The 23170-nt window shown below is 23.2% G+C and carries 25 protein-coding genes and 2 tRNA genes (1 of these 27 cut by a window edge); 16 read left to right on the forward strand and 11 right to left on the reverse strand.

Annotated elements, in window-relative coordinates:
• Together sucC and dnaX are read left to right on the forward strand one after the other, a co-directional pair.
• On the forward strand, positions 1-683 hold the 3' portion of the coding sequence (sucC, locus tag DDE61_RS00435; protein WP_110476748.1) for an ADP-forming succinate--CoA ligase subunit beta. Its footprint begins 487 nt before the window's first position; the window shows 683 of its 1170 coding nt (coding positions 488-1170); the start codon falls outside the window, past its left edge; its stop codon occupies positions 681-683.
• Positions 684-687: 4 nt separating this feature from the next.
• Positions 688-1731 carry a DNA polymerase III subunit gamma/tau gene (dnaX, locus tag DDE61_RS00440; RefSeq protein ID WP_110476749.1) on the forward strand — a complete coding sequence of 348 codons (1044 nt, stop codon included), beginning with the start codon at positions 688-690 and terminating at the stop codon, positions 1729-1731.
• A gap of 117 nt (positions 1732-1848) precedes the next feature.
• On the opposite strand, the gene DDE61_RS00450 is transcribed toward dnaX, so the two are convergent.
• Complete coding sequence (locus DDE61_RS00450; protein ID WP_041520607.1) at positions 1849-2016, reverse strand: Sec-independent protein translocase subunit TatA/TatB; 168 nt, start codon at positions 2014-2016, stop codon at positions 1849-1851.
• A 61-nt stretch (positions 2017-2077) separates the two neighbouring features.
• On the opposite strand from DDE61_RS00450, the gene DDE61_RS00455 reads away from it, so the two are divergent.
• The 5 genes from DDE61_RS00455 (at position 2078) to DDE61_RS00475 (ending at position 6705) form a co-directional block, all read left to right on the forward strand.
• Positions 2078-2737 carry a ClpP family protease gene (locus DDE61_RS00455; RefSeq protein WP_110467235.1) on the forward strand — a complete coding sequence of 220 codons (660 nt, stop codon included), beginning with the start codon at positions 2078-2080 and terminating at the stop codon, positions 2735-2737.
• A gap of 27 nt (positions 2738-2764) precedes the next feature.
• Positions 2765-3919, forward strand: coding sequence for an ATP-dependent Clp protease ATP-binding subunit ClpX (gene clpX, locus DDE61_RS00460; protein ID WP_204352372.1), 1155 nt, complete (start codon positions 2765-2767; stop codon positions 3917-3919).
• Position 3920: 1 nt separating this feature from the next.
• Positions 3921-6476 (forward strand): DNA mismatch repair protein MutS, encoded by a 2556-nt coding sequence (mutS, locus tag DDE61_RS00465; protein WP_110476751.1) that lies wholly within the window; start codon positions 3921-3923, stop codon positions 6474-6476.
• A 16-nt stretch (positions 6477-6492) separates the two neighbouring features.
• A tRNA-Gly gene (locus tag DDE61_RS00470) sits at positions 6493-6565 on the forward strand.
• 53 nt (positions 6566-6618) lie between these two features.
• Positions 6619-6705 (forward strand) — tRNA-Leu (locus tag DDE61_RS00475).
• Here the strand turns inward: DDE61_RS00475 and tsf are convergent.
• Genes tsf through rplM form a run of 4 tightly spaced genes read right to left on the reverse strand, consistent with a single transcriptional unit; the run spans position 6706 to position 9175 of the window.
• A complete protein-coding gene (gene tsf / locus DDE61_RS00480) occupies positions 6706-7608 on the reverse strand; it encodes a translation elongation factor Ts (protein WP_110476856.1) in 903 nt (300 codons plus the stop codon). It lies immediately after the preceding tRNA gene.
• A gap of 7 nt (positions 7609-7615) precedes the next feature.
• Positions 7616-8323 (reverse strand): 30S ribosomal protein S2, encoded by a 708-nt coding sequence (gene rpsB / locus DDE61_RS00485; protein ID WP_110476857.1) that lies wholly within the window; start codon positions 8321-8323, stop codon positions 7616-7618.
• A gap of 4 nt (positions 8324-8327) precedes the next feature.
• Positions 8328-8717 (reverse strand): 30S ribosomal protein S9, encoded by a 390-nt coding sequence (gene rpsI, locus DDE61_RS00490; protein ID WP_012784056.1) that lies wholly within the window; start codon positions 8715-8717, stop codon positions 8328-8330.
• 2 nt (positions 8718-8719) lie between these two features.
• Entirely contained in the window at positions 8720-9175 is a 456-nt protein-coding gene (rplM, locus tag DDE61_RS00495; RefSeq protein WP_012784057.1) for a 50S ribosomal protein L13, read from the reverse strand.
• A gap of 226 nt (positions 9176-9401) precedes the next feature.
• Between rplM and dnaK the strand changes: the two genes are divergently transcribed.
• From dnaK to rplT, 4 genes are all read left to right on the forward strand, one after another.
• Positions 9402-11288: a molecular chaperone DnaK gene (gene dnaK, locus DDE61_RS00500; protein WP_110476752.1), complete on the forward strand. Its 1887-nt coding sequence runs from the start codon at positions 9402-9404 to the stop codon at positions 11286-11288.
• Positions 11289-11351: 63 nt separating this feature from the next.
• A complete protein-coding gene (infC, locus tag DDE61_RS00505; protein ID WP_110476753.1) occupies positions 11352-11873 on the forward strand; it encodes a translation initiation factor IF-3 in 522 nt (173 codons plus the stop codon).
• A 5-nt stretch (positions 11874-11878) separates the two neighbouring features.
• Positions 11879-12091, forward strand: coding sequence for a 50S ribosomal protein L35 (rpmI, locus tag DDE61_RS00510; RefSeq protein ID WP_110476754.1), 213 nt, complete (start codon positions 11879-11881; stop codon positions 12089-12091).
• Positions 12084-12419: a 50S ribosomal protein L20 gene (gene rplT, locus DDE61_RS00515; protein WP_110476755.1), complete on the forward strand. Its 336-nt coding sequence runs from the start codon at positions 12084-12086 to the stop codon at positions 12417-12419. Before rpmI ends, rplT begins: the two co-directional genes overlap by 8 nt.
• Here rplT and def read toward each other — a convergent pair.
• Both def and ruvX read right to left on the reverse strand, forming a co-directional pair.
• Positions 12391-12933 carry a peptide deformylase gene (gene def, locus DDE61_RS00520; protein ID WP_110476756.1) on the reverse strand — a complete coding sequence of 181 codons (543 nt, stop codon included), beginning with the start codon at positions 12931-12933 and terminating at the stop codon, positions 12391-12393. The two genes, rplT and def, sit on opposite strands and share 29 nt — an antisense overlap.
• 11 nt (positions 12934-12944) lie before the next feature.
• Positions 12945-13364, reverse strand: coding sequence for a Holliday junction resolvase RuvX (ruvX, locus tag DDE61_RS00525; RefSeq protein WP_110476757.1), 420 nt, complete (start codon positions 13362-13364; stop codon positions 12945-12947).
• Between the two features lie 277 nt (positions 13365-13641).
• Between ruvX and DDE61_RS00535 the strand changes: the two genes are divergently transcribed.
• A complete protein-coding gene (locus DDE61_RS00535) occupies positions 13642-14466 on the forward strand; it encodes a 2,3,4,5-tetrahydropyridine-2,6-dicarboxylate N-succinyltransferase (RefSeq protein ID WP_110467388.1) in 825 nt (274 codons plus the stop codon).
• Positions 14467-14475: 9 nt separating this feature from the next.
• Positions 14476-15528: a branched-chain amino acid aminotransferase gene (locus tag DDE61_RS00540; RefSeq protein ID WP_110467390.1), complete on the forward strand. Its 1053-nt coding sequence runs from the start codon at positions 14476-14478 to the stop codon at positions 15526-15528.
• Between the two features lie 158 nt (positions 15529-15686).
• On the opposite strand, the gene DDE61_RS00545 is transcribed toward DDE61_RS00540, so the two are convergent.
• From DDE61_RS00545 to DDE61_RS00560, 4 genes are all read right to left on the reverse strand, one after another.
• Positions 15687-16622, reverse strand: a complete 936-nt coding sequence (locus DDE61_RS00545; RefSeq protein ID WP_110476758.1) for an HD domain-containing protein — start codon at positions 16620-16622, stop codon at positions 15687-15689.
• A gap of 84 nt (positions 16623-16706) precedes the next feature.
• Positions 16707-17798 (reverse strand): tRNA 2-thiouridine(34) synthase MnmA, encoded by a 1092-nt coding sequence (gene mnmA / locus DDE61_RS00550; protein ID WP_110476759.1) that lies wholly within the window; start codon positions 17796-17798, stop codon positions 16707-16709.
• The gene (locus tag DDE61_RS00555) at positions 17795-18880 is read right to left on the reverse strand and encodes a DnaJ C-terminal domain-containing protein (RefSeq protein ID WP_110476760.1); all 1086 of its coding nucleotides are present in this window, start codon (positions 18878-18880) and stop codon (positions 17795-17797) included. Before DDE61_RS00555 ends, mnmA begins: the two co-directional genes overlap by 4 nt.
• A gap of 13 nt (positions 18881-18893) precedes the next feature.
• Complete coding sequence (locus DDE61_RS00560; RefSeq protein WP_110467247.1) at positions 18894-19088, reverse strand: hypothetical protein; 195 nt, start codon at positions 19086-19088, stop codon at positions 18894-18896.
• A 19-nt stretch (positions 19089-19107) separates the two neighbouring features.
• On the opposite strand from DDE61_RS00560, the gene DDE61_RS00565 reads away from it, so the two are divergent.
• The 3 genes from DDE61_RS00565 to dnaB are packed head-to-tail and all read left to right on the forward strand — an operon-like array spanning position 19108 to position 23165.
• A complete protein-coding gene (locus DDE61_RS00565; protein WP_110467248.1) occupies positions 19108-20394 on the forward strand; it encodes an HDIG domain-containing metalloprotein in 1287 nt (428 codons plus the stop codon).
• Positions 20395-20411: 17 nt separating this feature from the next.
• Positions 20412-21815: a dihydrolipoyl dehydrogenase gene (gene lpdA / locus DDE61_RS00570; RefSeq protein WP_110476859.1), complete on the forward strand. Its 1404-nt coding sequence runs from the start codon at positions 20412-20414 to the stop codon at positions 21813-21815.
• A gap of 3 nt (positions 21816-21818) precedes the next feature.
• Positions 21819-23165: a replicative DNA helicase gene (gene dnaB, locus DDE61_RS00575; protein ID WP_110476761.1), complete on the forward strand. Its 1347-nt coding sequence runs from the start codon at positions 21819-21821 to the stop codon at positions 23163-23165.
• The last annotated feature ends 5 nt before the right edge of the window (positions 23166-23170 follow it).

The raw sequence follows: 23170 nt of genomic DNA on the forward strand, positions 1-23170 counted from the left end.
TGAGAAAAATTGCATTTCATTTAAAAATGAAAGATTCAGCTTTGATGAATTTGAAATTGTTTCTAAAAAATTTTTATAATGCTTATATAGCTTCGGATGCATATCTTTTGGAGATAAATCCTTTGTTAATAACTAAGAAAAATGAAATATTAGCAATAGATGCTAAAGGAATATTAGATGAGAATGCTATGTTTCGTCATATTGATTATAAGTCAATGGATTGGGATGATTTGGATTCGAGAGAATTAGAAGCTAAAAAAGCCGGGGTAAATTTTTTAAAGTTAGATGGGGAGGTAGCCTGTATGGTAAATGGAGCAGGGTTAGCTATGGCTACGATGGATATGATAAAACTGACTGGAGCTAATCCAGCTAATTTTTTAGATTTAGGTGGCCAAGCAGATTTGAAACGTATAAAAAAAGGATTGGATTTAATTTTAAAAGATAAAAAAGTGAAATTAATTTTAATAAATATTTTTGGGGGAATTGTTCGTTGTGATATAGTTGCGGAAGGAATTTTAAAATTTTTTGAAAAAAAAAATTTTATAAATTTGCCAATAATTATAAGATTAGAAGGGACAAATGTAAAACTAGCCAAAAAAAAATTAAAAAAAATAAATTGTTTTTATGTTTCTTCTCTTGAAGAAGCTGCTATGAAAATAAAAGTTTTATTAAAGAAAAGTTAATTAAATGGATTACGTGGTTTCATATAGAAAATATATACCGAGAGATTTTGAGGAGGTGATAGGTCAAAAAAATATTACAGAAACTTTAAAAAAAGCTATAGAAAAAAAAATGTTATCTAAATCTTTTTTATTTTGCGGTCCACGAGGTGTAGGCAAAACAACTTGTGCCAAAATTCTCGCTAGAAAAGTAAATAATTTTTATTATGAAGAAAAAAAGAGTATGTTTAATATAATTGAATTAGATGCCGCTTCAAATAATTCTGTAGATGATATAAGAAATATTATAAATCAAGTAAATTTTAGACCCCAATATGGAAAATATAAAGTATATATAATTGATGAAGTTCATATGTTATCTAATTCAGCATTTAATGCTTTTTTAAAGATTTTAGAAGATCCTCCATCACATGTAATATTTATATTAGCAACTACTGAAAAAAATAAAATATTATCAACTATAATTTCTCGTTGTCAGGTATATGATTTTAAGAGAATATCTGTTAATGAGATTACAAATTATTTAAGAAAAATTTGTAAAAAAGAAGGAATTGAATTTGAAGAAGATGCTTTATTATTAATTTCTGAAATTTCAGATGGATCTTTACGTGATGCTTTATCTATATTTGATAAACTAATTTTAGATTCTAATAAGAGATTATTAAGTGATAGAGTATATAATCAATTAGGGTTACTAGATATAGAATATTGTTTAAAGATTACAAATTTAATATTAAAAAAAGAGATATATAATGTCTTCTTATTATTTGATGAGATTATTAAAAAAGGTGTAAACATAAATATGTTTATAACTTCTTTATCTAAACATTTTAGAAATCTTTTTCTCTCAAAAGAGAGAAGAACTATTAAGTTAATTTATTTTTCTGAAAAAAGAAAAAAAGAATTTTGGATTCAATCAAAAAAAATATCTAAGAATTTTATTAAAAAAGCATTAAATTTATGTAATAAAACTGAAATTACTTATAAATCAAATAAGGATATAAGACTTGCATTAGAAATAGCTTTAATTAACTTAACTTCAATAACTTGAACTTGAACTTGAACTTGAACTTGAACTTGAACTTGAACTTGAACTTGAACTTGAACTTGAACTTGAACTTGAACTTGAACTTGAACTTGAACTTGAACTTGAACTTGAATAATAAATTCAAATTCTTTGTCTTTGAACACCTTGAATTGCTTCTCTAAATTCTTTTAACCCTAAACCTAATCCTTTCATAAATTCAGGAATTTTTTTACCACCAAAAAGTAGGAGTGCTAAAAAAACAATAACTACTATTTCTGTAGTTCCAAAACTACCTAAGAGTAGATTCATGGCATGGTTTTATATTAGATTGTATATATTAAAAAAAAAAAAAATAAAATAAAATAAAATGATGAATTATTCAAAAGAATTTAAAAAATATGCTTTAAGTACTAAAAGTATTAATAAGAGTTATATTGAAAATTATATGAAATCAATGACACCATATATAATGGAAGAAAGAAAGTATAATGTATATCAAATGGATGTTTTTTCAAGATTAATGATGGATAGAATTATTTTTTTAGGATCCCCTATTGATGATCAGATAGCTAATATTATACAAGCTCAATTATTATTTTTACAATCTTTAAATTCAAAGAAAGATATTCAAATTTATATTAATTCTCCTGGAGGAAGTGTTTATTCTGGATTAGGAATTTATGATACGATGCAAATAGTAAAACCAGAAATATCTACTATATGTACAGGAATAGCTGCTTCTATGGCTGCGATTTTACTTTGTTCTGGAAAAAAAGGAAAAAGATTTATTTTAAAACATTCTAGAGTTTTGATTCATCAACCTATTGGTTACTCTAAAGGACAATCATCAGCATCAGATATGGAAATAACTGTCCGTGAAATATTAAAATTAAAAGAAGAACTTAATAAAATTATTAGTGAACATACTAATAAACCCTTTGAAAAAGTACAAAAAGATTCTGATAGAGATTATTGGATGACTTCCGAAGAAGCGAAAAATTATGGAATTGTGGATGAAATTTTATTTTGAAATGTTATTTTTAAATTTTATTTTGAAATGTTAAAAAAGGATATGAAAAGTCCTAAAAAAATTAAAAATTTTTTAGATCAATATGTTATTGGTCAAGAAGATGCGAAAAAAATAATTTCTGTTGCTGTTTATAATCATTATAAAAGAATTATGAATTATGGTTATGGTTATGGTTATGGTTATGGTTATGGAACTAATGAAAATTATGGTTATGGTTATGGTAATGGTAATGGTAATGGTAATGGTAATGGTAATGGTAATGGTAATGGTAATGGTAATGGTAATGAAGTAGAAATAGAAAAATCTAATGTTTTAATGATAGGGGAGACAGGAACTGGAAAAACTCTTTTAGCTAAAAGCATTTCTAAATTTTTAAATGTTCCTTTTGCAAGAGTAGATGCCACTTCACTTACTGAAGCAGGATATGTTGGAGAAGATGTAGAAAGCATTTTAACAAAATTATTACAATCAGCTAATTATAATATTTCTTTAGCCGAAAAAGGAATAGTATTTATAGATGAAATTGATAAAATTTCGAAAAAAAATGATAATCCATCTATTACTAGAGATGTTTCAGGAGAAGGCGTACAACAAGCTTTATTAAAAATATTAGAAGGATCCATTGTTAATGTTCCTCCATTTGGTGGAAGAAAACATCCTGAACAACAATTTATACAAATAAATACTAAAAATATTTTATTTATTGCTGGAGGAGCATTTGATGGATTAAAAAATATTATATCAAATAGATTAAATATATCTACTATAGGTTTTAAACCTAATTTGGAGAAAAAAATAAATGAAAAAGATTTATTAAAATTTGTAGAATCACCGGATTTAAAAAAATTTGGATTAATTCCTGAATTAATAGGAAGGTTACCTATTATATCTAATTTAAAATCTCTTGATAAAAATTCTTTAAAAAGAATATTATTAGAACCTAAAAATGCTATTATAAAACAATATAAAAAATTATTTTTTTTGGATAAAATAAATTTAGAATTTACTGATTCTGCTATTGATTTAATAGCTGAGACAGCTATTAAATTAAGTTTAGGTGCAAGAGGTTTAAGAACTATATGTGAAAAAATAATGAAAGATTATATGTTTAATATAGATAAAATAAAAGGATCTCTTATCATAGATAAATTTGATATGAAAAAATATATTCAATATCAATAAAATGAAAAAAGCTTACATAACACCTCTGATGAGGCAATATTTTGATATAAGAAAGAAATATCCTGATGATACTTTAATTTTATTTAGAGTAGGAGATTTTTATGAAATGTTTGGAAATGATGCTATAAAATGTTCAAAAATTCTTAATATTGTTTTAACCAAACGTAATAATAAGAATAATTCATCTATTGAATTAGCTGGATTCCCTTATCATTCTATAGATAATTATTTACCTAAATTAATTAAATCTGGATTTAGAGTAGCTATCTGTGATCAATTAGAAAAAAAAAAGGATCAATTAGAAAACAAAATTTTAAATAGAGGGGTAACAGAAATAATTACTCCTGGTGTAATTATTAATAGTGAAGTATTAGAAGCTAAAAAAAGTAATTTTTTAGCAGCTATTCAGATAGAAACCAAAACCAATAAAATTGGAATATCGTTTTTAGATATATCGACTGGAGAATTTTTTGTTGGAGAAGGATCTAAGAGTTATATTGATCAATTTTTGAATAAATTTAATCCTAATGAAGTTCTTTATAAAAAAAATATAAAATCAGATTGGTTAAAATCAATAAAAAAAAAATATTATTCTAATGGAATGGAAGATTGGGTTTTTGATTATTTATCTGCTTATGAAAATTTATTAATGCATTTTAAAACTAACTCTCTAAAAGGATTTAATATAGAAAACTTATATAATGGGATTATTGCTGCAGGAGCAATATTAAACTATGTAGGGAGTATATGTAATATTAAAATTAGTCATATATCTAATATAATTAATTTAATAGAAGATGAATATGTTGCATTAGATGATTTTACATTAGAAAATTTAGAGATTATAAATTCAAAAAATGAAAAAGCAATATCATTAATAAATATACTAGATAAGACAATATCTCCAATGGGTGGAAGATTATTAAAAAAATGGATTACTTTTCCAAGAAAAAATATTCTTGATATTAAAAAAAGACAAAAAATAGTTTCTTTATTAAGAAGTAATAAGAAGATTTCAAAAGAAATTTCAGAAAAATTAAAAAATATTTCTGATATAGAAAGATTAACATCAAAAATAGTTTCTTATAAAGTGAATCCACATGATCTCATTTTGTTATCAAAATCTTTAAAAAAAATTACAGAAATAAAAAATCTGCTTTTTCAATCGAAAATGGAGGAATTGAAAAGATTATCAGATAAAATTAAAAAATGTGATCATATATATAATCATATTGAAAAAATATTATCTATGTCTTATAATAAAGGAAATATTATTTTACCTGGCTTTTCTAAAGAATTAGATGAATTGAGAACAATTATTAATTCAAGTAAAAAATCTATAAACCAAATTTTTAATAGGGAAAAAAAAAATTCTGGAATAAAAAAATTAAAAATATTATACAATAATATATTTGGATTTTTTATCGAAATAAAAAATTTGGAAAAAAAAAAAGTTCCCAGCCATTGGAATCTTAAACAAAAATTATCTAATTGTGAACGTTATATAACAAATGAGTTAAAAGATCATGAAATGAAAATTCTTTCTACTAAAGAAAAAATTATTTTGATAGAAAAGAATATTTTTTCTAAATTAATAGATTCTTTATCTAAAGAAACAGAGAGATTACAATATAATTCTAAATTAATAGCAGAAATAGATATTTTTATCTCATTTGCGATATCGGCATTAGAAAATAATTATATATGTCCCAAATTAAATGAATCTTTTAATATTTTTATAAAAGATGGTAGACATCCTGTCATAGAAAAACAAATTTATTCATCAGATAATAAATCATATATTCCAAATGATATTATTATGAATAATAATGATTCTCAAATTATTATTATTACTGGCCCAAATATGGCTGGAAAGTCTGCAATTTTACGGCAAACGGCATTAATAATATTAATGGCTCAGATAGGAAGCTATGTTCCCGCAAGTTATGCTTCGATTGGAATAATTGATAAAATTTTTAGTAGAGTGGGATCATCTGATAATATTTCTATGGGGGAATCTACTTTTATGAAAGAAATGAATGAAACAGCAAGGATAATAAATAATCTTTCTGATAGAAGTTTTTTAATATTAGATGAAATAGGAAGAGGAACAAGTAATGAGGATGGAATTGCTTTAGCGTGGTCAATAATAGAATTTTTAAATAAAAATATTCATAAACCCAAAACATTATTTGCTACTCATTATCATGAATTAAATACTATAAGTAATTATATTAAGAATATAAAAAATTATAGTGTTTCTGTAAAAAAAAAAGATGACAATATAATTTTTACAAGAAAATTAGAATTAGTAACTACTGTAACTACTAAGAGTTATGGAATCCATATAGCTAAACTTGCAGGCATCCCAGATGCTATTATTAATAGAGCTAATAAATTTTTAGCTAAAAGAGAGAGAGAAAAAAGAAATATAAAAGATTTTTATAATATCTATTCATTTATTAATAATATAGATATAGATAATATGACTCCTATTGAGGCTCTTAAAAAGATAGAGGAAATAAAAAAAAAAATTCAAATTCTTTTTGAAAAATAAATTTGAAAAATAAATTGCGAGAATAGCTCATCTGGTAGAGTACTACCTTGCCAAGGTAGTGGTAGCGGGTTCGAATCCCGTTTCTCGCTTCGCTTATTATATTATATTATATTATATTATATTATATTATATTATGCTGCCTGCCTGGATGGTGAAACTGGTAGACACGCAGGACTTAAAATCCTGTAGCTCTTAAAAAGCTGTGCGGGTTCAATTCCCGCTCTAGGTACTAACTTATTCTTTTATAAGAAGAAATTTTTAAATTTTTAATAAATTTTTTTATATAAATTTTTTTATCTGTTATCAGATTTTGATCCAATAATACATTTTCATTAAAAAACTTGTTAAGTTTTCCAATAATAATTTTTTTTATTAAATTTTGATTTTTAAATAATAAATTATTTATTATAATATTTTTTTCTCTTTTAATAACATCTCTCGGAATATCCTTTTTCTCCAATCCTATAGGATTGGTAGCAACTATTTGCATAGCAATTTCTTTATAAATTGCTTCTGCTTCTGCTTCTGCTTCTGCTTCTGCTTCTGCTTCTGCTTCTGCTTCTGCTTCTGCTTCTGCTTCGATAATTTTTTTATATTTATATTTATATTTATATTTATATTTATATTTATATTTATAAAACCCTACTATTGAACCAATTTTATTACTATGATGTACATAATATCCTACAAATTCTGATTGAATCCTTTCAAAGGAAATTAATTTTATTTGTTCTTTAATAATATTATTAATATGATGATTAATCATTTCTTTTACTGAAAGGTTTTTTTTTATTTTAAATAATAATAATTCATCTTTTGATTTACAAAATATAGCATTATTAGCTATAATTTTTGCCATTTTTAAAAATGTACTATTTTTAGTGACAAAATCTGTTTCACAACTTATTTTTAAAAGTACTCCTATTGTTTTTTTTTTATTAATTTTACAAATTACAAAACCTTCATTGGTTTTTTTAAAAGAAGTTGCATCTGCAACTCCTTTTTTTCTTAACCAATCTATAGCTTTTTCGAAATTTCCATTTGATTCTATCATTGCTTTTTTACAATCTTTTATCCCAGAGTTCGTACTTTTTCTAAGTTTCGTTATTTCTGATATTTTAGGTTTATACATATTTTTTTTACATATTTTTTTTATTTTTTTTAAAAAAAGAAATTCCTTCAATGATAGAATCGGTTAGATAGCTTAATATTAAATTAATAGATTTTGAAGAATCATCATTTGCAGGAATAGGATATTTTATTTTTCTAGGATCAGAATTTGTATCCACTATTCCAATAATAGGAATGCCTAAATTCAAACATTCATTTACAGCAATTTTTTCTTCTGTTACATCAACTATTATGACACATGCAGGTAAAAAATTCATTTTATAGATAGATCCTAGATTTTTTTTTAATTTAGCTTTTAATCTCTTTATAAGGAATCTTTCTTTTTTAGACATCATCTCATATGTCCCATCTAGTTTTTGTCTATCTATAACTTTAAGTTGTTTTACAGATTGACGGATAGTGGCAATATTAGTTAATATGCCTCCTAACCACCTTTCGGTTATATAAGGCATATTAACTTTATCTGCATAATCAGAAACTATAGTTTTTATTTGTTTTTTAGTTGCTACAAATAATATTTTCTTTCCAGAAGAAGAAATATTTTTAAGAAATATACAAGCTTCATTTAACTTTTTTATAGTTTTAGATATATCTAGAATATGTATTCCACATTTTTTCATAAAAATATACTGTCTCATATTTGGATTCCATTTTGATGAAATATGTCCCAAATGTGCTCCTACTTTAATAAATTCATCTATCTTTAGATTTAACATAATATTATCTTTTTGAAAATTGAAATTTTTTCCGTGATTTTTTTTTCCCATATTTTTTACGTTCTACCATTCTGGGATCTCTAGTAAGTAGATTGTTTTCTTTTAAAAAAGGTTTATTATTAATATCAAATTTACAAAGAGCTCTAGAGAGAGCTAAGCTAATTGCTTCAGCTTGACTATTTATTCCTCCTCCTGAAACTTTTATATAAATATCAAATTTATTTTTAGTCTCTGTTAAAATTAACGGTCTGGAAATTTTATGAAATGCTAAATTAGTAGTAAAATATTTTTTATAATAAATATTATTTACTTTAATTAAACCTTTTCCAATTCTCATGTACATTCGAGCAACAGCAGTTTTTCTTCTCCCTATAGTATGAATACTATTTTTCATAATTAATAAATATCATTTATATTTAATAAATTTAATTTAATAGTTTTTTTTAAATTATGGTTTGCAGTAGAAAAAATATATAAATTTTTTTTTATTTTGCTTCCTAATGAAGTTTTTGGTAACATTCCTAAAATAGATTTATATATTAAAAGACAAGGATTTTTTTTAAATAATTCAATTGCAGTTGAGATTTTTTTTCCTCCAGGAAATCCACTATGACTAATATATTTTTTATCTTTAAATTTTTTTCCAGTTAAAATTATTTTACTTGCATTTATAATAATAATTTTATTTCCACAATTAAGATTTGGAGTAAAAAATATTTGATTTTTTCCTATTAGGATTTTTGCAATTATAGAACAAAATCTACCAAGAATTTGATTTTCTGCATCGAATAATAACCATTTTTTATTTTTATTTAAAATAGTTTTATTAGCTGATAAAGTTTTAAAAAACATTTATTTTTTTATAAAAAAAAAGTATATATTATATATATATTATATTTTAATTTTGATTTTCAATTATAATTTAATTTTAAATTAAATTAAATTTTGATTTGAAATTAAATTAAATTATATATATAATATAATATAATATAATATAATATAATATAATATAATATAATATAATATAATATAATATAATATAATATAATATAATATAATATAATATAATAAAAAAAAAATGAGTAAAATAATAGGAATAGATTTAGGTACTACAAATTCATGTGTTTCTGTAATGGAAGGCAATTCACCAGTGGTAATTCCAAATTCAGAAGGAAAAAGGACAACTCCTTCAATAATTGCTTTTTTAGAAGGAGGAGAAACAAAAGTAGGAGATCCAGCTAAACGGCAAGCTGTTACTAATCCGAATAAAACTATTTTTTCGATTAAACGTTTTATGGGACGAAACTTTTCAGAAGTGACTGAAGAATTAAAAAATGTTCCTTATAAAATAATAAAAGGAGAAAATGATACTCCTAGAGTTTCTATAGGAAAAAAACTATATTCTCCTCAAGAAATTTCTGCTATTATTTTACAAAAAATGAAAAAAACAGCAGAAGATTATATTGGAAATGAAGTTAAAAAAGCTGTTATTACTGTCCCAGCATATTTTAATGATGCTCAACGTCAAGCAACAAAAGAAGCTGGAGAAATTGCTGGCTTAAATGTAGAACGGATAATAAATGAACCTACTGCGGCAGCCTTAGCTTATGGATTAGATAAAAATCATAATAATAATAAAATAGTGGTATATGATTTAGGGGGAGGAACATTTGATATTTCTATTCTAGAATTAGGTGAGGGTGTATTTGAGGTTTTATCTACAAGTGGAGATACTCACCTTGGTGGGGATGATTTTGATAAAGTTATTATAGATTGGTTAGGAAAAGAATTTAAAAAAGAACAAGGAGTGGATTTAAGGAATGATTCTATGGCGCATCAAAGATTGAAAGAAGCTGCAGAAAAAGCAAAAATAGAACTTTCATCAAGTTCAAAAACTGAAATTAATTTACCATATATAACTGCCAATGCTGATGGACCAAAACATTTAGTAAAAACTCTGACTAGGGCAAATTTTGAAAAATTATCTGATCATCTTATGAAAAGATCATTAGATCCTTGTAAAAAAGCTTTAGAAGCTGCAAATTTAATAGATAAAAATATAGATGAAGTAATTTTGGTAGGAGGTTCGACACGAATTCCGAAGATACAAGAACAGGTAGAAAAATTTTTTAAAAAAACTCCTTCGAAAGGAGTAAATCCAGATGAAGTGGTTTCAATAGGAGCAGCTATACAAGGAGGAGTTTTAAGTGGAGATGTAAAAGATGTATTATTATTAGATGTAACTCCATTATCATTAGGAATTGAAACATTAGGTGGAGTATTTACAAAATTAATAGACTCAAATACTACTATTCCTACTAAAAGATCAGAAATTTTTTCTACTGCTGCAGATAATCAATCAGCAGTTACTATCCGTGTGGGCCAAGGAGAAAGATCAATGTTTAATGATAATAAAGAAATAGGTAGATTTGATCTAATAGATATTGCCCCTGCACCGAGAGGTGTTCCACAAATAGAGGTTACATTTGATATTGATGCCAATGGAATTTTAAATGTATCAGCTAAAGATAAAAGCACTGGCAAAGAGCAATCTATCCGAATCCAAGCTTCATCCGGCTTAAGCCAAAATGAAATAGAAAGAATGAAAAGAGAAGCACAAGAAAATGCCGAAAAAGATAAAAAATTAAAAGAAGAAATAGAAAAAATAAATTCTGCGGATAGTATGATTTTTCAAACTGAAAAACAACTGAAAGAGTATGGAAATAAAATTTCAGAAGAAACTAAAAAAAAGATTGAATTGAATTTAAAAAATCTAAAAGAGGCTCGTAATTCAAAAAATATATCTGATATAGATCATTATATAAATATAATGAATAAGATATTATCTACTTCAGCCCAAGAATTATATAACACTAAAAAAAAGAAAGATGAGAAAAATGATTCAGAGAAGAAATCGGAAAAAAATAAAAATGTTCAAGATGTAGATTTTGAAGAAGTAAAATAAGTTTGTGTTGAATTTGAAAAGAATTTTATTTTATTTATATTGTTATAAAGAATATGAAAATTGATGAAAAGAAAACCTGCCAAAAGGAGAAGTTATAAAATAAATAAAAAGATTTCTGCTACTGAACTAAGGTTAGTAGGAAATAATATTGAAACTGGAATTTATTCTTTGAAAGAAGCTTTAAAGAGAGCTTCAAATTTGGGGTTAGACTTAGTAGAAATAAATTCTAAAACAAACCCTCCTATTGGGAGAATTATTGATTATAAAAAATTTTTATATGAACAAAAAAAAAAAACAAAAAAATATAAACAAGAAAAAATGAGAACTAAAGAAATAAGATTAACTCCTCAAATATGTGAACATGATCTTCTTTTTAAAAGAAAACATGCAGAAAGATTTTTAAAATCTAAAGAAAAAGTGAAATTTACAATTTTTTTTAAAGGTCGTTCGATTATTCATAAAGAAAAAGGAAAAATTCTTTTATTAAAATGTGCTTCTTATCTTGAAAAATTTGGAAAAATAGAACAAATTCCAATTATGGAGGGGAAAAAAATGTATATAATTTTATCACCTAAAAGATTTTAATTTTTATGTTAAAATTAAAATTAAAATTAAAATTAAAAACTAAATCTGGAGCCAAAAAACGTTTTAAATTGATAGGAAATGGAAAAATTAAAAGAAAAAAATCATTTAAAAATCATCTTTTAACTAAAAAAAAGAATAAAAGAAAACGTAGATTATCCGAATTTGAGATAGTACATAAATCAGATATGAAAAATATAAAAAAACAATTAAATGCCTAGATCAGGAAATGCTGTAGCCTCCAAAAAACATAAAAAAAAAATTTTAAATTATGCTAAAGGTTTTTATGGGGCAAGAAGTAAATTATATACAGTAGCTAAAAATGCAGTGGAAAAATCATTTCAATATTCTTACATGGGACGTAAAATGAAGAAAAGAAATTTTAGAAAATTATGGATTAAACGGATTAATGCAGCAGCTAGAAAAAATGGAATATCCTATTCCAATTTAATTTTCTTTTTTAAGAAAAAAAATTTTGTTTTAAATCGGAAAGGTTTAGCGGATTTAGCAATGAAGAATTTTAAAAATGTAAATTATTGTTTGGATTAGGATTGATTTTAGCTGAGATTTTTTTTAATTGATTATGAAGAAATAATTTTTTGGGATCAGAAATGTGATCTAGAAAGAATTTCCCCTCAATATGATCATATTCATGTTGAATTATTATTGATAATAACCCGTTAAAATGTTGTTTATATTTTTTCCAATTTTCATCATAATATTCTAGTATTAAATGATTTTTTCTGATTATATTTTCTAGTATATTAGGAATACTTAAACAACCTTCTTTAGTTATCAAATATGAACCATAAATTTTTAAAATTTTTGGATTAATAAAAACTTGTTTAAATTTTTTTTTATAAAAATTATTATATTCAATAATAAATAAACGAAGAGAGATTCCTATTTGGGGAGCAGCTAATCCAATGCCTTGGGCTTTCCCCATTGTATCATACATATTTTTAATTAAAGAATTAATTTTGTTGGAGTTGGAGAATTTTTCAATTTCAAGACATCTTTTTCTTAAGAGAGGGTGACCATAAATTAGTATGGGTAATATCATGATCATGAATTTTAGATTGTAAAAGAAGAATTGCTTAGAAAATCTTGTAAAAGAAGAATTGCACTGATTTGATCTAAGATTTTTTTTCTTTTTTTTATTTTTTTTTTGTTTAAAAAACTATTTATTAAAAAATAATTAGCAATTTTAGATGAAAATCTTTCATCTATACGTTTGATTATTAATTTGGGATATTTTTTTTTTAAAAAGTTTATAAATTTGAGAATATCTTTTTCTATTGGAAAAAGAGATTTATCAGATTTGAGAGGATGTCCTATAACAAGAGTATCTATATATTTATTTTTTATATATTTATCGATTGTGGCAATTAAATGATTGTAATCTACTGTTTCTAGACCAAATGCTATTGATCTAATAGGAATTGATAATCCTATTCTTTTGGTTCCAAAATCAATACATAAGATTTTTGACATAAAAAAAATATATTATTAATATAATATAATATAATATAATATAATATAATATAATATAATATAATATAATATAATATAATATAATATAATATAATATAATATAATATAATATAATATAATATAATATAATATAATATAATATAATATAATATAATATAATATAATATAATATAATATAATATAATATAATATAATATAATATAATATAATATAATATAATATAATATAATATATATATAATATTAATATATATATAATATAATTTATGATAGAATTTATGGACAAGATTATATTGAATTTAAAAAAAAAGATAGATTTTTATTGGGAGAAAAAATTTAAGATTTGTGAAAGTGATTTGAAATTTACTGTAGAAAAAGTGATAGAATATTTAGATAAAGGGAAATTAAGAGTAATTTCTTTTTCAAAAAAAAAGAAAATTATTATTAATGAATGGATAAAAAAAGCAATTTTAATTTATTTTAAAATAAAAAAAATAAAATTAATAGAATTTGGAAAATTTAAATTTTTTGATAAAATTCCTTTAAAAAAAAATTTTAATGGTGTGAGAGTAGTTCCTACCGCTCTTGCAAGATATGGATCTTTTATTTCAAAGAATGTAATTTTAATGCCTTCCTATGTAAATATAGGAGCTTTTATAGGAAAAGAATCTATGATAGATACTTGGGCAACTATAGGTAGTTGTGCCCAAATTGGGAATAGAGTACATATAAGTGGAGGAGTAGGAATAGGAGGAGTATTAGAACCCTTACAAAATTCCCCTGTTATTATAGGGAATAATGTTTTTATAGGATCAAGATGTATTTTAGTAGAAGGTGTAATTGTTGAAGATGAAGCTGTATTAGGAGCTAATGTAGTATTAACGGCTTCTACTAAGATAATAGATGTGACAAATGTCACTAAAAAAATTTCAAAAGGGTTAATTACTAAAAGGTCAGTAGTAATTCCTGGTTCATATTCTAAAATATTTAAATCAGGGAAATATTACGTACCTTGTGCATTAATTATAGGAAAAAGAAAAAAAAGTACTGATAAAAAAACATCATTAAATGATGTGTTAAGAAAATATAATATTTCAGTTTAATTGAATAATATGATAATTGAAAAAATTTATAAATCCCGGATAAATAAAATTGATTTGAATGATATATCTTTTGGGAATCATTATTCAGATCATATGCTTTATTGTAATTTTAAAAATGGAAAATGGGAAAATCCTATAATAAAACCATTTGGTAAAATTACTGTTTCTCCTATTTCACTAGTATTTCATTATGGTCAAGCAATTTTTGAAGGTATGAAAGCTTATAAAGATAAGTTAGAAAATGTATTTTTATTTAGGCCGATGGAAAATTTTAATCGTATGAATTCTTCTGCTAAACGTTTAAAAATGCCATTAATATCTAAATCGATTTTTATAGATGGATTAAAAAAATTAATAAATTTAGATAAAAAATGGATTCCAAATAATTATGGGCAATCTCTTTATATTCGTCCTTTTATTATAGCTTCAGATGGAAAATTATCAGCCAATCCATCTAAAAAATATATTTTTATGATTATTTGTACTCCTGCAAAGAATTATTATTCAACTCCCTTAAAAGTGAAGATAGAACAAAAATATAGTAGATCAGCTGAGGGAGGAATAGGTTTTACAAAAGCGGCAGGCAACTATGCCTCTTCTTTTTATCCTACTAATATAGCACAAAAAGAAGGATATGATCAAATATTATGGACTGATTCATCAACTCATTCTTTTATAGAAGAATCAGGAACAATGAATGTTTTTTTTTATATTAAAGATTGTTTAATAACAGCTCCAGCTAATGAAAAAATTCTTAGTGGAATTACTAGAAAAAGTATTATTACTCTAGCAAAAGAAAAAGGTTTAAAAGTAAAAGAATGTAATTTATCTGTTTCAGAACTTTTATATAGTTTCCGTAAAAATTTAGTAAAAGAAGTATTTGGGTGTGGGACTGCAGTGGTTGTAAATCATTTTAAACAAATAGGATATAAAGGTAAAAATTATTTTTTACCTAAAATCTCTTATGAGAAAAGAATATCTTTTTTTTTAAAAAAAAGATTGTTAGATATTCAACATAATGTAGTTGATGATCCATTTGTATGGAGAAAAAAAATTAATTAATAATTTTTTTTAAATTTATTGACATGAATTTATATTTAAAATATTTATTTATTTATTTAACATTTAAATTAAACCCATTTCTTTTCCTGCTTTTTTAACATTTATTGAATTTTTAACATTTTTTTCTTTTCTTTATTTTATTTTATCTTTATTTTATTTTATTTTATCTTTATTTTGAATAAATTTTTTAATAAATAAAGATTTTTAATAAATAAAGAAGCTTTATTAAAGTCATTTGGAATTATTCCTTTAATAATTGCTTTTTTTAAAAGTTTTTTTAAAATTCCTATTTCTTTACATGAATTTATATTTAAAATATTCATAATATTATCTCCTGATAAAGGAAAAACAAATTTTTTTTTGTTTTTTTTTTCTTCAATTTTTTTAATTTTTTTTTTCAAAAAATCCAATTTTTGTTTAAATTGTTTTTTTTTTAAAAACTTTTTAGTTGTTATATCAGATTTACACAAGAAGATTAAATCTTCTATAGAATTCCCCATATTAACTAATAATTTTTTTATTGAAGAATCAGTAGTCAAATAACTGATTAAAGTTATAGGTCTTGAACTATATTTAATAATATTTTTAATATATTTAATATTTTTTTTTTTATGTAATTTAAGTCTTTTAAAAATTGAATCAATCATTTTTGCACCTATTAATTCATGTGAATAAAAAGTCCATCCAATATTTGATCTATATTTTTTAGTTAGATATTTTCCAATATCATGTAATAATGCTGCCCATTTTAACCAAAGATTATTAGAATAATTACTAATATTATCTACTACTTTTAATGTATGATAAAAATTATCTTTATGTTTAAAACAATGAATTTTTTTTATACCTTTAATATTTATTAATTCTGGTAGAATTATTTTTAATAATCCTATTTTATAATAGAAAAAAATTCCTTTAGAAGGATTTTTATCTAATAAAATTTTATTAAATTCATAAATAATTCTTTCTATAGAAAGAATTTGAAAATTGTTTTCAATATAAAATCTTATACTTTTAAGTGGATCCTCTGAATTTGAATTTGAATTTGAATTTGAATTTGAATTATAAAATTTCAATTTCCTCCTATCCTTCATTTATAATTTATAATTTATAATTTATAATTTATAATTTATAATTTATAATTTATAATTTATAATTTATAATTTATAATTTATAATTTAACCTATTCTGCCAGAACCTATTACTTCATTATTTATATACCAAACTATAAATTGACCTGCATTAACAGCTAATTGTGGAATTTCAAATTCTACATATATTTTATTTTTTTTTTTATATAAAGTAGCTTTTTGCAACTTTTGTCTATATCTAATTCTACATTTAACTTCTTTTTTAAAAAAATCATGATTTGGATTGATCCAATGAATATTTTTTTTTTTTATCAAAACAACTTTTGTATATAATCCTGGATGATTTTTTCCCATTCCTACATATAAAATATTATTTTTTATATCTTTTTCTATTACAAATAAAGGAAATTTATATCCCCCAATTTTTAATCCTTTTCTTTGACCTTTTGTAAAAAAATGAGCTCCTATATGTTTTCCTATAATTTTTCCATCTTCTTTTTTATAATTTTTACTATTTTGATTAATTTCTATAATAGAACCTTCTTTTTTTTTTAATTTTAATTTTAAAAAATTAAATAATTTTATTTTTCCAATAAAACAAATTCCTTGAGAATCTTTTTTTTTAGCATTAATTAAATGATATTTACTAGCTATTTGTCTCACTTCTTTTTTAGTTAAATTTCCCAGTGGAAAAAGAGATTTTTTTATTTGATTTTGATTAAGTTTACATAAAAAATATGATTGATCTTTATTCTGATCAATACCAGATTTTATTTGATAATAAATTTTTCCATTTTCAAAAATTTCTTTTTTTCTAACATAATGACCTGTTGCAATAAAATCTGATTTTAAATCAATTAATTTTTCTAAAAAGATTTTAAATTTAATTTTCCTATTACAAAGTATATCAGGATTAGGGGTAAAACCTTTTCTATATTCTTTATAAATATATTTTATAATTTTTTTTTTATAGATTTTACTTATATCAATAATATAAAATGGAATTTTTAAAGTTTGAGAAACTAACATTGCGTCTATACTATCTTCTCTCCAAGTATTAATATTAGAATTAGAATATTTAAGATATATTCCAATGACCTCATAACCTTGTTTTTTTAATAACAAAGCTGCTACACTAGAATCTACACCACCAGACATTCCGACAATTACCCGTTTCATATTTCTTTTCCTTTTTTAGGATTCGGAATAAAATTTTTTTCAAATTTAAATTTCTCAAAAATTTTTTTTTGGTCTTCATTTAATTGGTTAGGAGTCCATATCTTGATATGAATCAGGAAATCTCCTTTTCCATAACCTTCAATAGAAGGTAATCCTTTCCCTTTTAATCTAAGAATTTTTCCTGATTGGGTTCCTGCTTCGATTTTTAATCGAACTTTTCCATCGACAGTAGGAACTTCTTCAAAAGTCCCTAATACTGCATCTGGAAAAGATATATATAAATCATAATGTAAATTTTTTCCTTCACGTTTGAATTTTTCATGATGAATTTCTTCAATAACTACTATAAGATCCCCAGAAATTCCATTTCCAAATGGAGCCTCATTTCCTTTTCCTGATATTTTTAATTGTATACCTTCAGTAACTCCAGGAGTAATCTTAAGACTTATTAAGTCTTCTTCTTTTTTTAGACCTTTATTATTTGCTCCTTTAGGAAGTTTTTTAATTTTTTTTCCTAATCCATTGCAGAAATTACATGTAGTAGTTGTCTGCATTTTCCCTAGAATCGTATTGGTTACACGAGTAATTTTTCCTGTTCCATTACAATTTTTACAAGAGAAAAATTCTCCACCTTTAGCAAATTTCATGCGTTTAACTTTAATTTTTTTTTCTACCCCCTTTAAAATTTCTTTTAAAGTTAATTTTACTCTGATTCTTAGATCACTTCCTTTAAAAATTTTTTTTCTATTATAATTTCCAAATCCAAAGTCTGAAAAACTACCACTAAAAGCATCTCCAAATAAATCTCCAAAATTTTCAAAAATTTCTTCCATCTTCATTCCTTCCGAACCAGAATATCCGTAATGTCCAAATTGATCATAACGTTGTTTTTTTTCTGGATTACTTAAGACATTATAAGCTTCAGCTGCTTCTTTAAATTTTTCTTCAGCTTTTTTTTTATTTTTATTTTGATTTTTATCTGGATGATATTTTATTGCTAATTTTCTGTAAGCTTTTTTTATTTCCTCAGGAGAGGCTTGTTTGGATATACCTAATATTTCGTAATAATCTTTTTTTGTCATTTTTAATTGGTTTTTATGTTACTAATTTTCTAATATTAAAAATATCCCCTTTTTTATGTTTCATTTTTATATGTAATAATTCCAACGTTTTATTGGCATTTTTTATTTTGAGACGTTTTTTATAATTTTCAAAATCTGCATTATTATTTTCTTCAATTCCTTTAATTTTTAATTTTTTGAATTCTTCTTTTAAATTTTCATCAATCATAATTAATTTAAGTTTATAAATGTTTATAATATTTTATAAACAACAATTATTATTTAATAAAAAAAAAATTACTTTATTTAAAAAAATTTTTTTTTATGAAAAAAATTGTTTTTTTTTAAATTTTTTTAAATATAAAATTAATAATTTATATAAAAAAAATATTTTTTTTTTAGAAAATATTTCGAATATTTCATTTTCAACTGCACGTTATTTTTTAATAAAATTTTTCAAAAAAGAAAAAAAAAAAATATTTAATTCAAATATTGAAATAATTTTTAAAACAAAAAAAAAACAAATGCATTTTTTAGCAAAAAAAATAATAATTCAATCTATTCAAAAATTAGCAACATCTTTTTCTATAGAAAATTCTATTTCTCTTTTGAATTTAGATTCATTAAAAATGAAAGGAAAACTTATAGGAAAAAATGGAGAAAATCTTAGATTTTTAGAAAATTTAACTGGAGTAGAAATTATAATAGATGAAAATCCAGAATATATTTTATTATCTAGTTTTAATCCAATAAGAAGAGAAATAGCCAAATTGGCAATTGTTCAATTAATTTTCCATGGAAGAATAAATCCTTCACGAATAGAAGAAATGGTTTTTTATTCTGAAAAAAAAATTTTAAATAAAATATTTAAAATTGGAAAAAAAAGTCTAATTGAAATGGGAATAAGAATTATTCATCCAGAATTAATTAAAATGGTAGGTACCATGAAATTTCGTTCTTCTTATGGACAAAATTTATTAGAACATTCTCGTGAAGTTGCTAATTTAGCTTCAATTTTGTCATCTGAAATTGGATTAAATGTAAAATTTGCTAAACGTGCAGGATTGTTACATGATATTGGAAAAGTTTCAGATATTGAATATGAACTTTCTCATGCATTATTAGGAATGAATTTAGCAAAAAAATTTGGAGAACATCCATATATTTGGAATTCTATTGGTTCTCATCATGATGAAATAGAAATGAAATCCTTCTTATCTCCTATAATTCAAATATCAGATACTATAAGTAGTTCTAGACCTGGAATTAGAAGAAAAAATTATGAATTTTTTTTAAAAAGATTAAATGAAATTGAAAATTTAGCAATGAATTTTAATGTAGTAAAAAAAGCTTTTGCACTTCAATCAGGCAAAGAATTACGTGTTATTGTTGAAAGTGAAAAAATAGATGAAAAAAAACTTTCACAATTATCTTGTGATTTATTGAAAAAAATTAAAACTGAAATCAAGTTTCCAGGAGAACTAAAAATTACCATAATTAGAGAAAATAAAGTTATAAACTTAAATTTAACTTGAAGAAATTAAATAAAAAGATGAATTTTTATGATGTTGTTATAATAGGATCTGGTCCTGGTGGATATATATCTGCAATACGTTGTTCACAATTAGGATTTAAAACTGCTATTATAGAAAAATATAATCAATTTGGAGGAACTTGTCTTAATGTAGGATGTATACCATCAAAAACACTTTTATATTCTGCGGAATTTTATCATAAAGCTAAAAATATGTTTTTTAAACATGGAATAACCTTTGAAAATCTTTTATTAGATTTTAATCAATTGATGAATAGAAAAAAAAATATTATTAACAACATTTGTAAAGGAATAAAATATCTTTTTTTTAAAAATAAAATAACCCCTTATTTAGGAACAGCTAGTTTTAAAGATAAAAATACTCTTTTGGTTTTAAACAATGAATCGAAAATAGAAAAAATAAATTTTACTTATGCTATAATAGCAACTGGCTCTAAACCAATGGAATTACCATTTGCCAAAATAGATGGAAAAAAAATATTGTCATCTACAGAAATATTATCACTGAATTATATTCCAAAGAAATTAGCAATAATAGGAGGTGGTGTAATAGGGATTGAATTAGGATCATTATATAATAAATTAGGATCAGATGTAACAATAATTGAATATGAAAAAACTTTAATAAAGAAATTAGATTTTTCTTTAAGTAAAGAATTAAAAAATATTTTAAAAAAAGATGGAATTAAATTTTATTTTTCAACAAAAGTTGAAAACATAGAAATAATTAAATCTAATGTTAAAATTTATGCCAATAAAAATAAAAATGAGAAAATAAATTTAATATGTGATTGTTGTTTATTATCAATAGGAAGAATTCCATATACAAAAAATCTAGAATTAGAAAATATTGGAATAAAAAAAAATAATAAAGGGTTTATATTAGTAAATAAAAATTTACAAACCAATATAGAAAATATATATGCTATAGGTGATGTAATTGGAGGATTAATGTTAGCTCATAAAGCTGAAAAAGAAGGAATTTTGGTTTCAGAAAAAATTTATGGGTTAAAAAAGAAAATTAATTATAATTTAATTCCATCTGTAATTTATACAAATCCAGAAGTAGCAAGTGTAGGAAAAAGTGAAAAAGAATTAAAAAATATGAATATAAATTATAAAATAGGAAAATTTCCTATTAAAGCTTTAGGCCGGGCTATTTCAAGTGGAGAAATTAATGGATTTATAAAAATTTTATCTAATGAATTAACAGATGAAATATTAGGAATTCATATGATAGGTCCTAGAGTTTCAGATCTAATAATTGAAGCTGTATTAGCAATGGAATTAAAAGCATCATCTGATGATTTATCATTAATAACTTATGCTCATCCTACTTTTAGTGAAGCTGTTAAAGAAGCGGCATTAATGGCTAAAGGAAAGAAACCGATTCATCTATAAAAAATGATAAAATCTCCCCCTCAAGCTATAGATTTAGAAGAAGCAGTTTTAGGTGCATTGATGATTGATAAAAAAGTCTTTTCTAATCTTATAGAGATAATAACTCCAGAAATTTTTTATAAAAATGAAAATCGTGAAATTTTTAAAGTGATACAAAAATTATTTAATAATTCTCAGCCTATAGATTTATATACTGTTTCAAATCAATTAAAAAAAGAAGGCAAAATTAATTTTATAGGAGGAGATTATTATCTGATAAAACTGACTCAAAAAGTCATTTCTTCAGCTCATATAGAATATCATGCAAATATAATTAAACAAAAATTTATATTAAGACGATTAATTGAAATTTCTTCTTATATAATAAAAACTTCATATAAAGAAACGACGGATGTAGTGGATCTTTTAAATTATGCAGAATCACAATTATTTAATATTAGTCAGAATAAATTTAATAAAAAATCTGAAAAAGCTCAAAATTTAATTGATAATGCTTTATCAAATATAAAAAAAATCCAACTTAATAATGGATTAAGTGGAATTCCTTCAGGATTTAAATCGATTGATAATCTTACTGGAGGATGGCAAAAATCTGATTTAATCATTATTGCGGCTCGACCTGGAATGGGAAAAACCTCTTTTGCTCTTTCTATGACTAGAAATATTGTTATTAAATATAATATACCTACAATGATTTTTTCTTTAGAAATGTCTTCCCTACAATTAATTACAAGATTAATTTATTCGGAAACAGAAATTTCTTCTGAAGAATTTAGAAAATCAGTTTTTTCTGATTTTGAATGGAAGAATATTTTGACTAAAATAAAAAAATTAAAAAATTCCCCTTTATTTATTGATGATACCCCCTCTTTATCTGTTTTTGACTTAAGAGCTAAATGTAGACGTATGGTATCACAATATAAAATAGGAATAATAATTATAGATTATTTACAATTAATGACAGTAAGTAATAGGAATTTAAATAAACCTCTAAATAGAGAACAAGAAATTTCTCTGATTTCAAGAAGTTTAAAATCTATAGCAAAAGAATTAAATATACCTATAGTTGCTATTTCACAATTATCACGTGCTGTAGAAATAAGAGGTGGGTATAAAAGACCTTTATTATCAGATTTAAGAGAATCTGGGGCTATAGAACAAGATGCAGATATTGTTTCATTTATTTATCGTCCGGATTATTATGGTTTTAATAATTGGGATGATGAGGAATCTTCTCCTTGTCAAGGAGAAGCAGAATTTATAATAGCTAAAAATAGAAATGGTGGATTATTTAATTTAAGACTTAATTTTAGAAGTAATAATGTGAAATTTACTGAGATAGAAAAATAAAACAT

Origin of the sequence: Candidatus Karelsulcia muelleri (genome assembly GCF_003214255.1) — a bacterium.
GTDB classification, from domain to species: Bacteria; Bacteroidota; Bacteroidia; order Flavobacteriales; family Blattabacteriaceae; genus Karelsulcia; species Karelsulcia muelleri_B.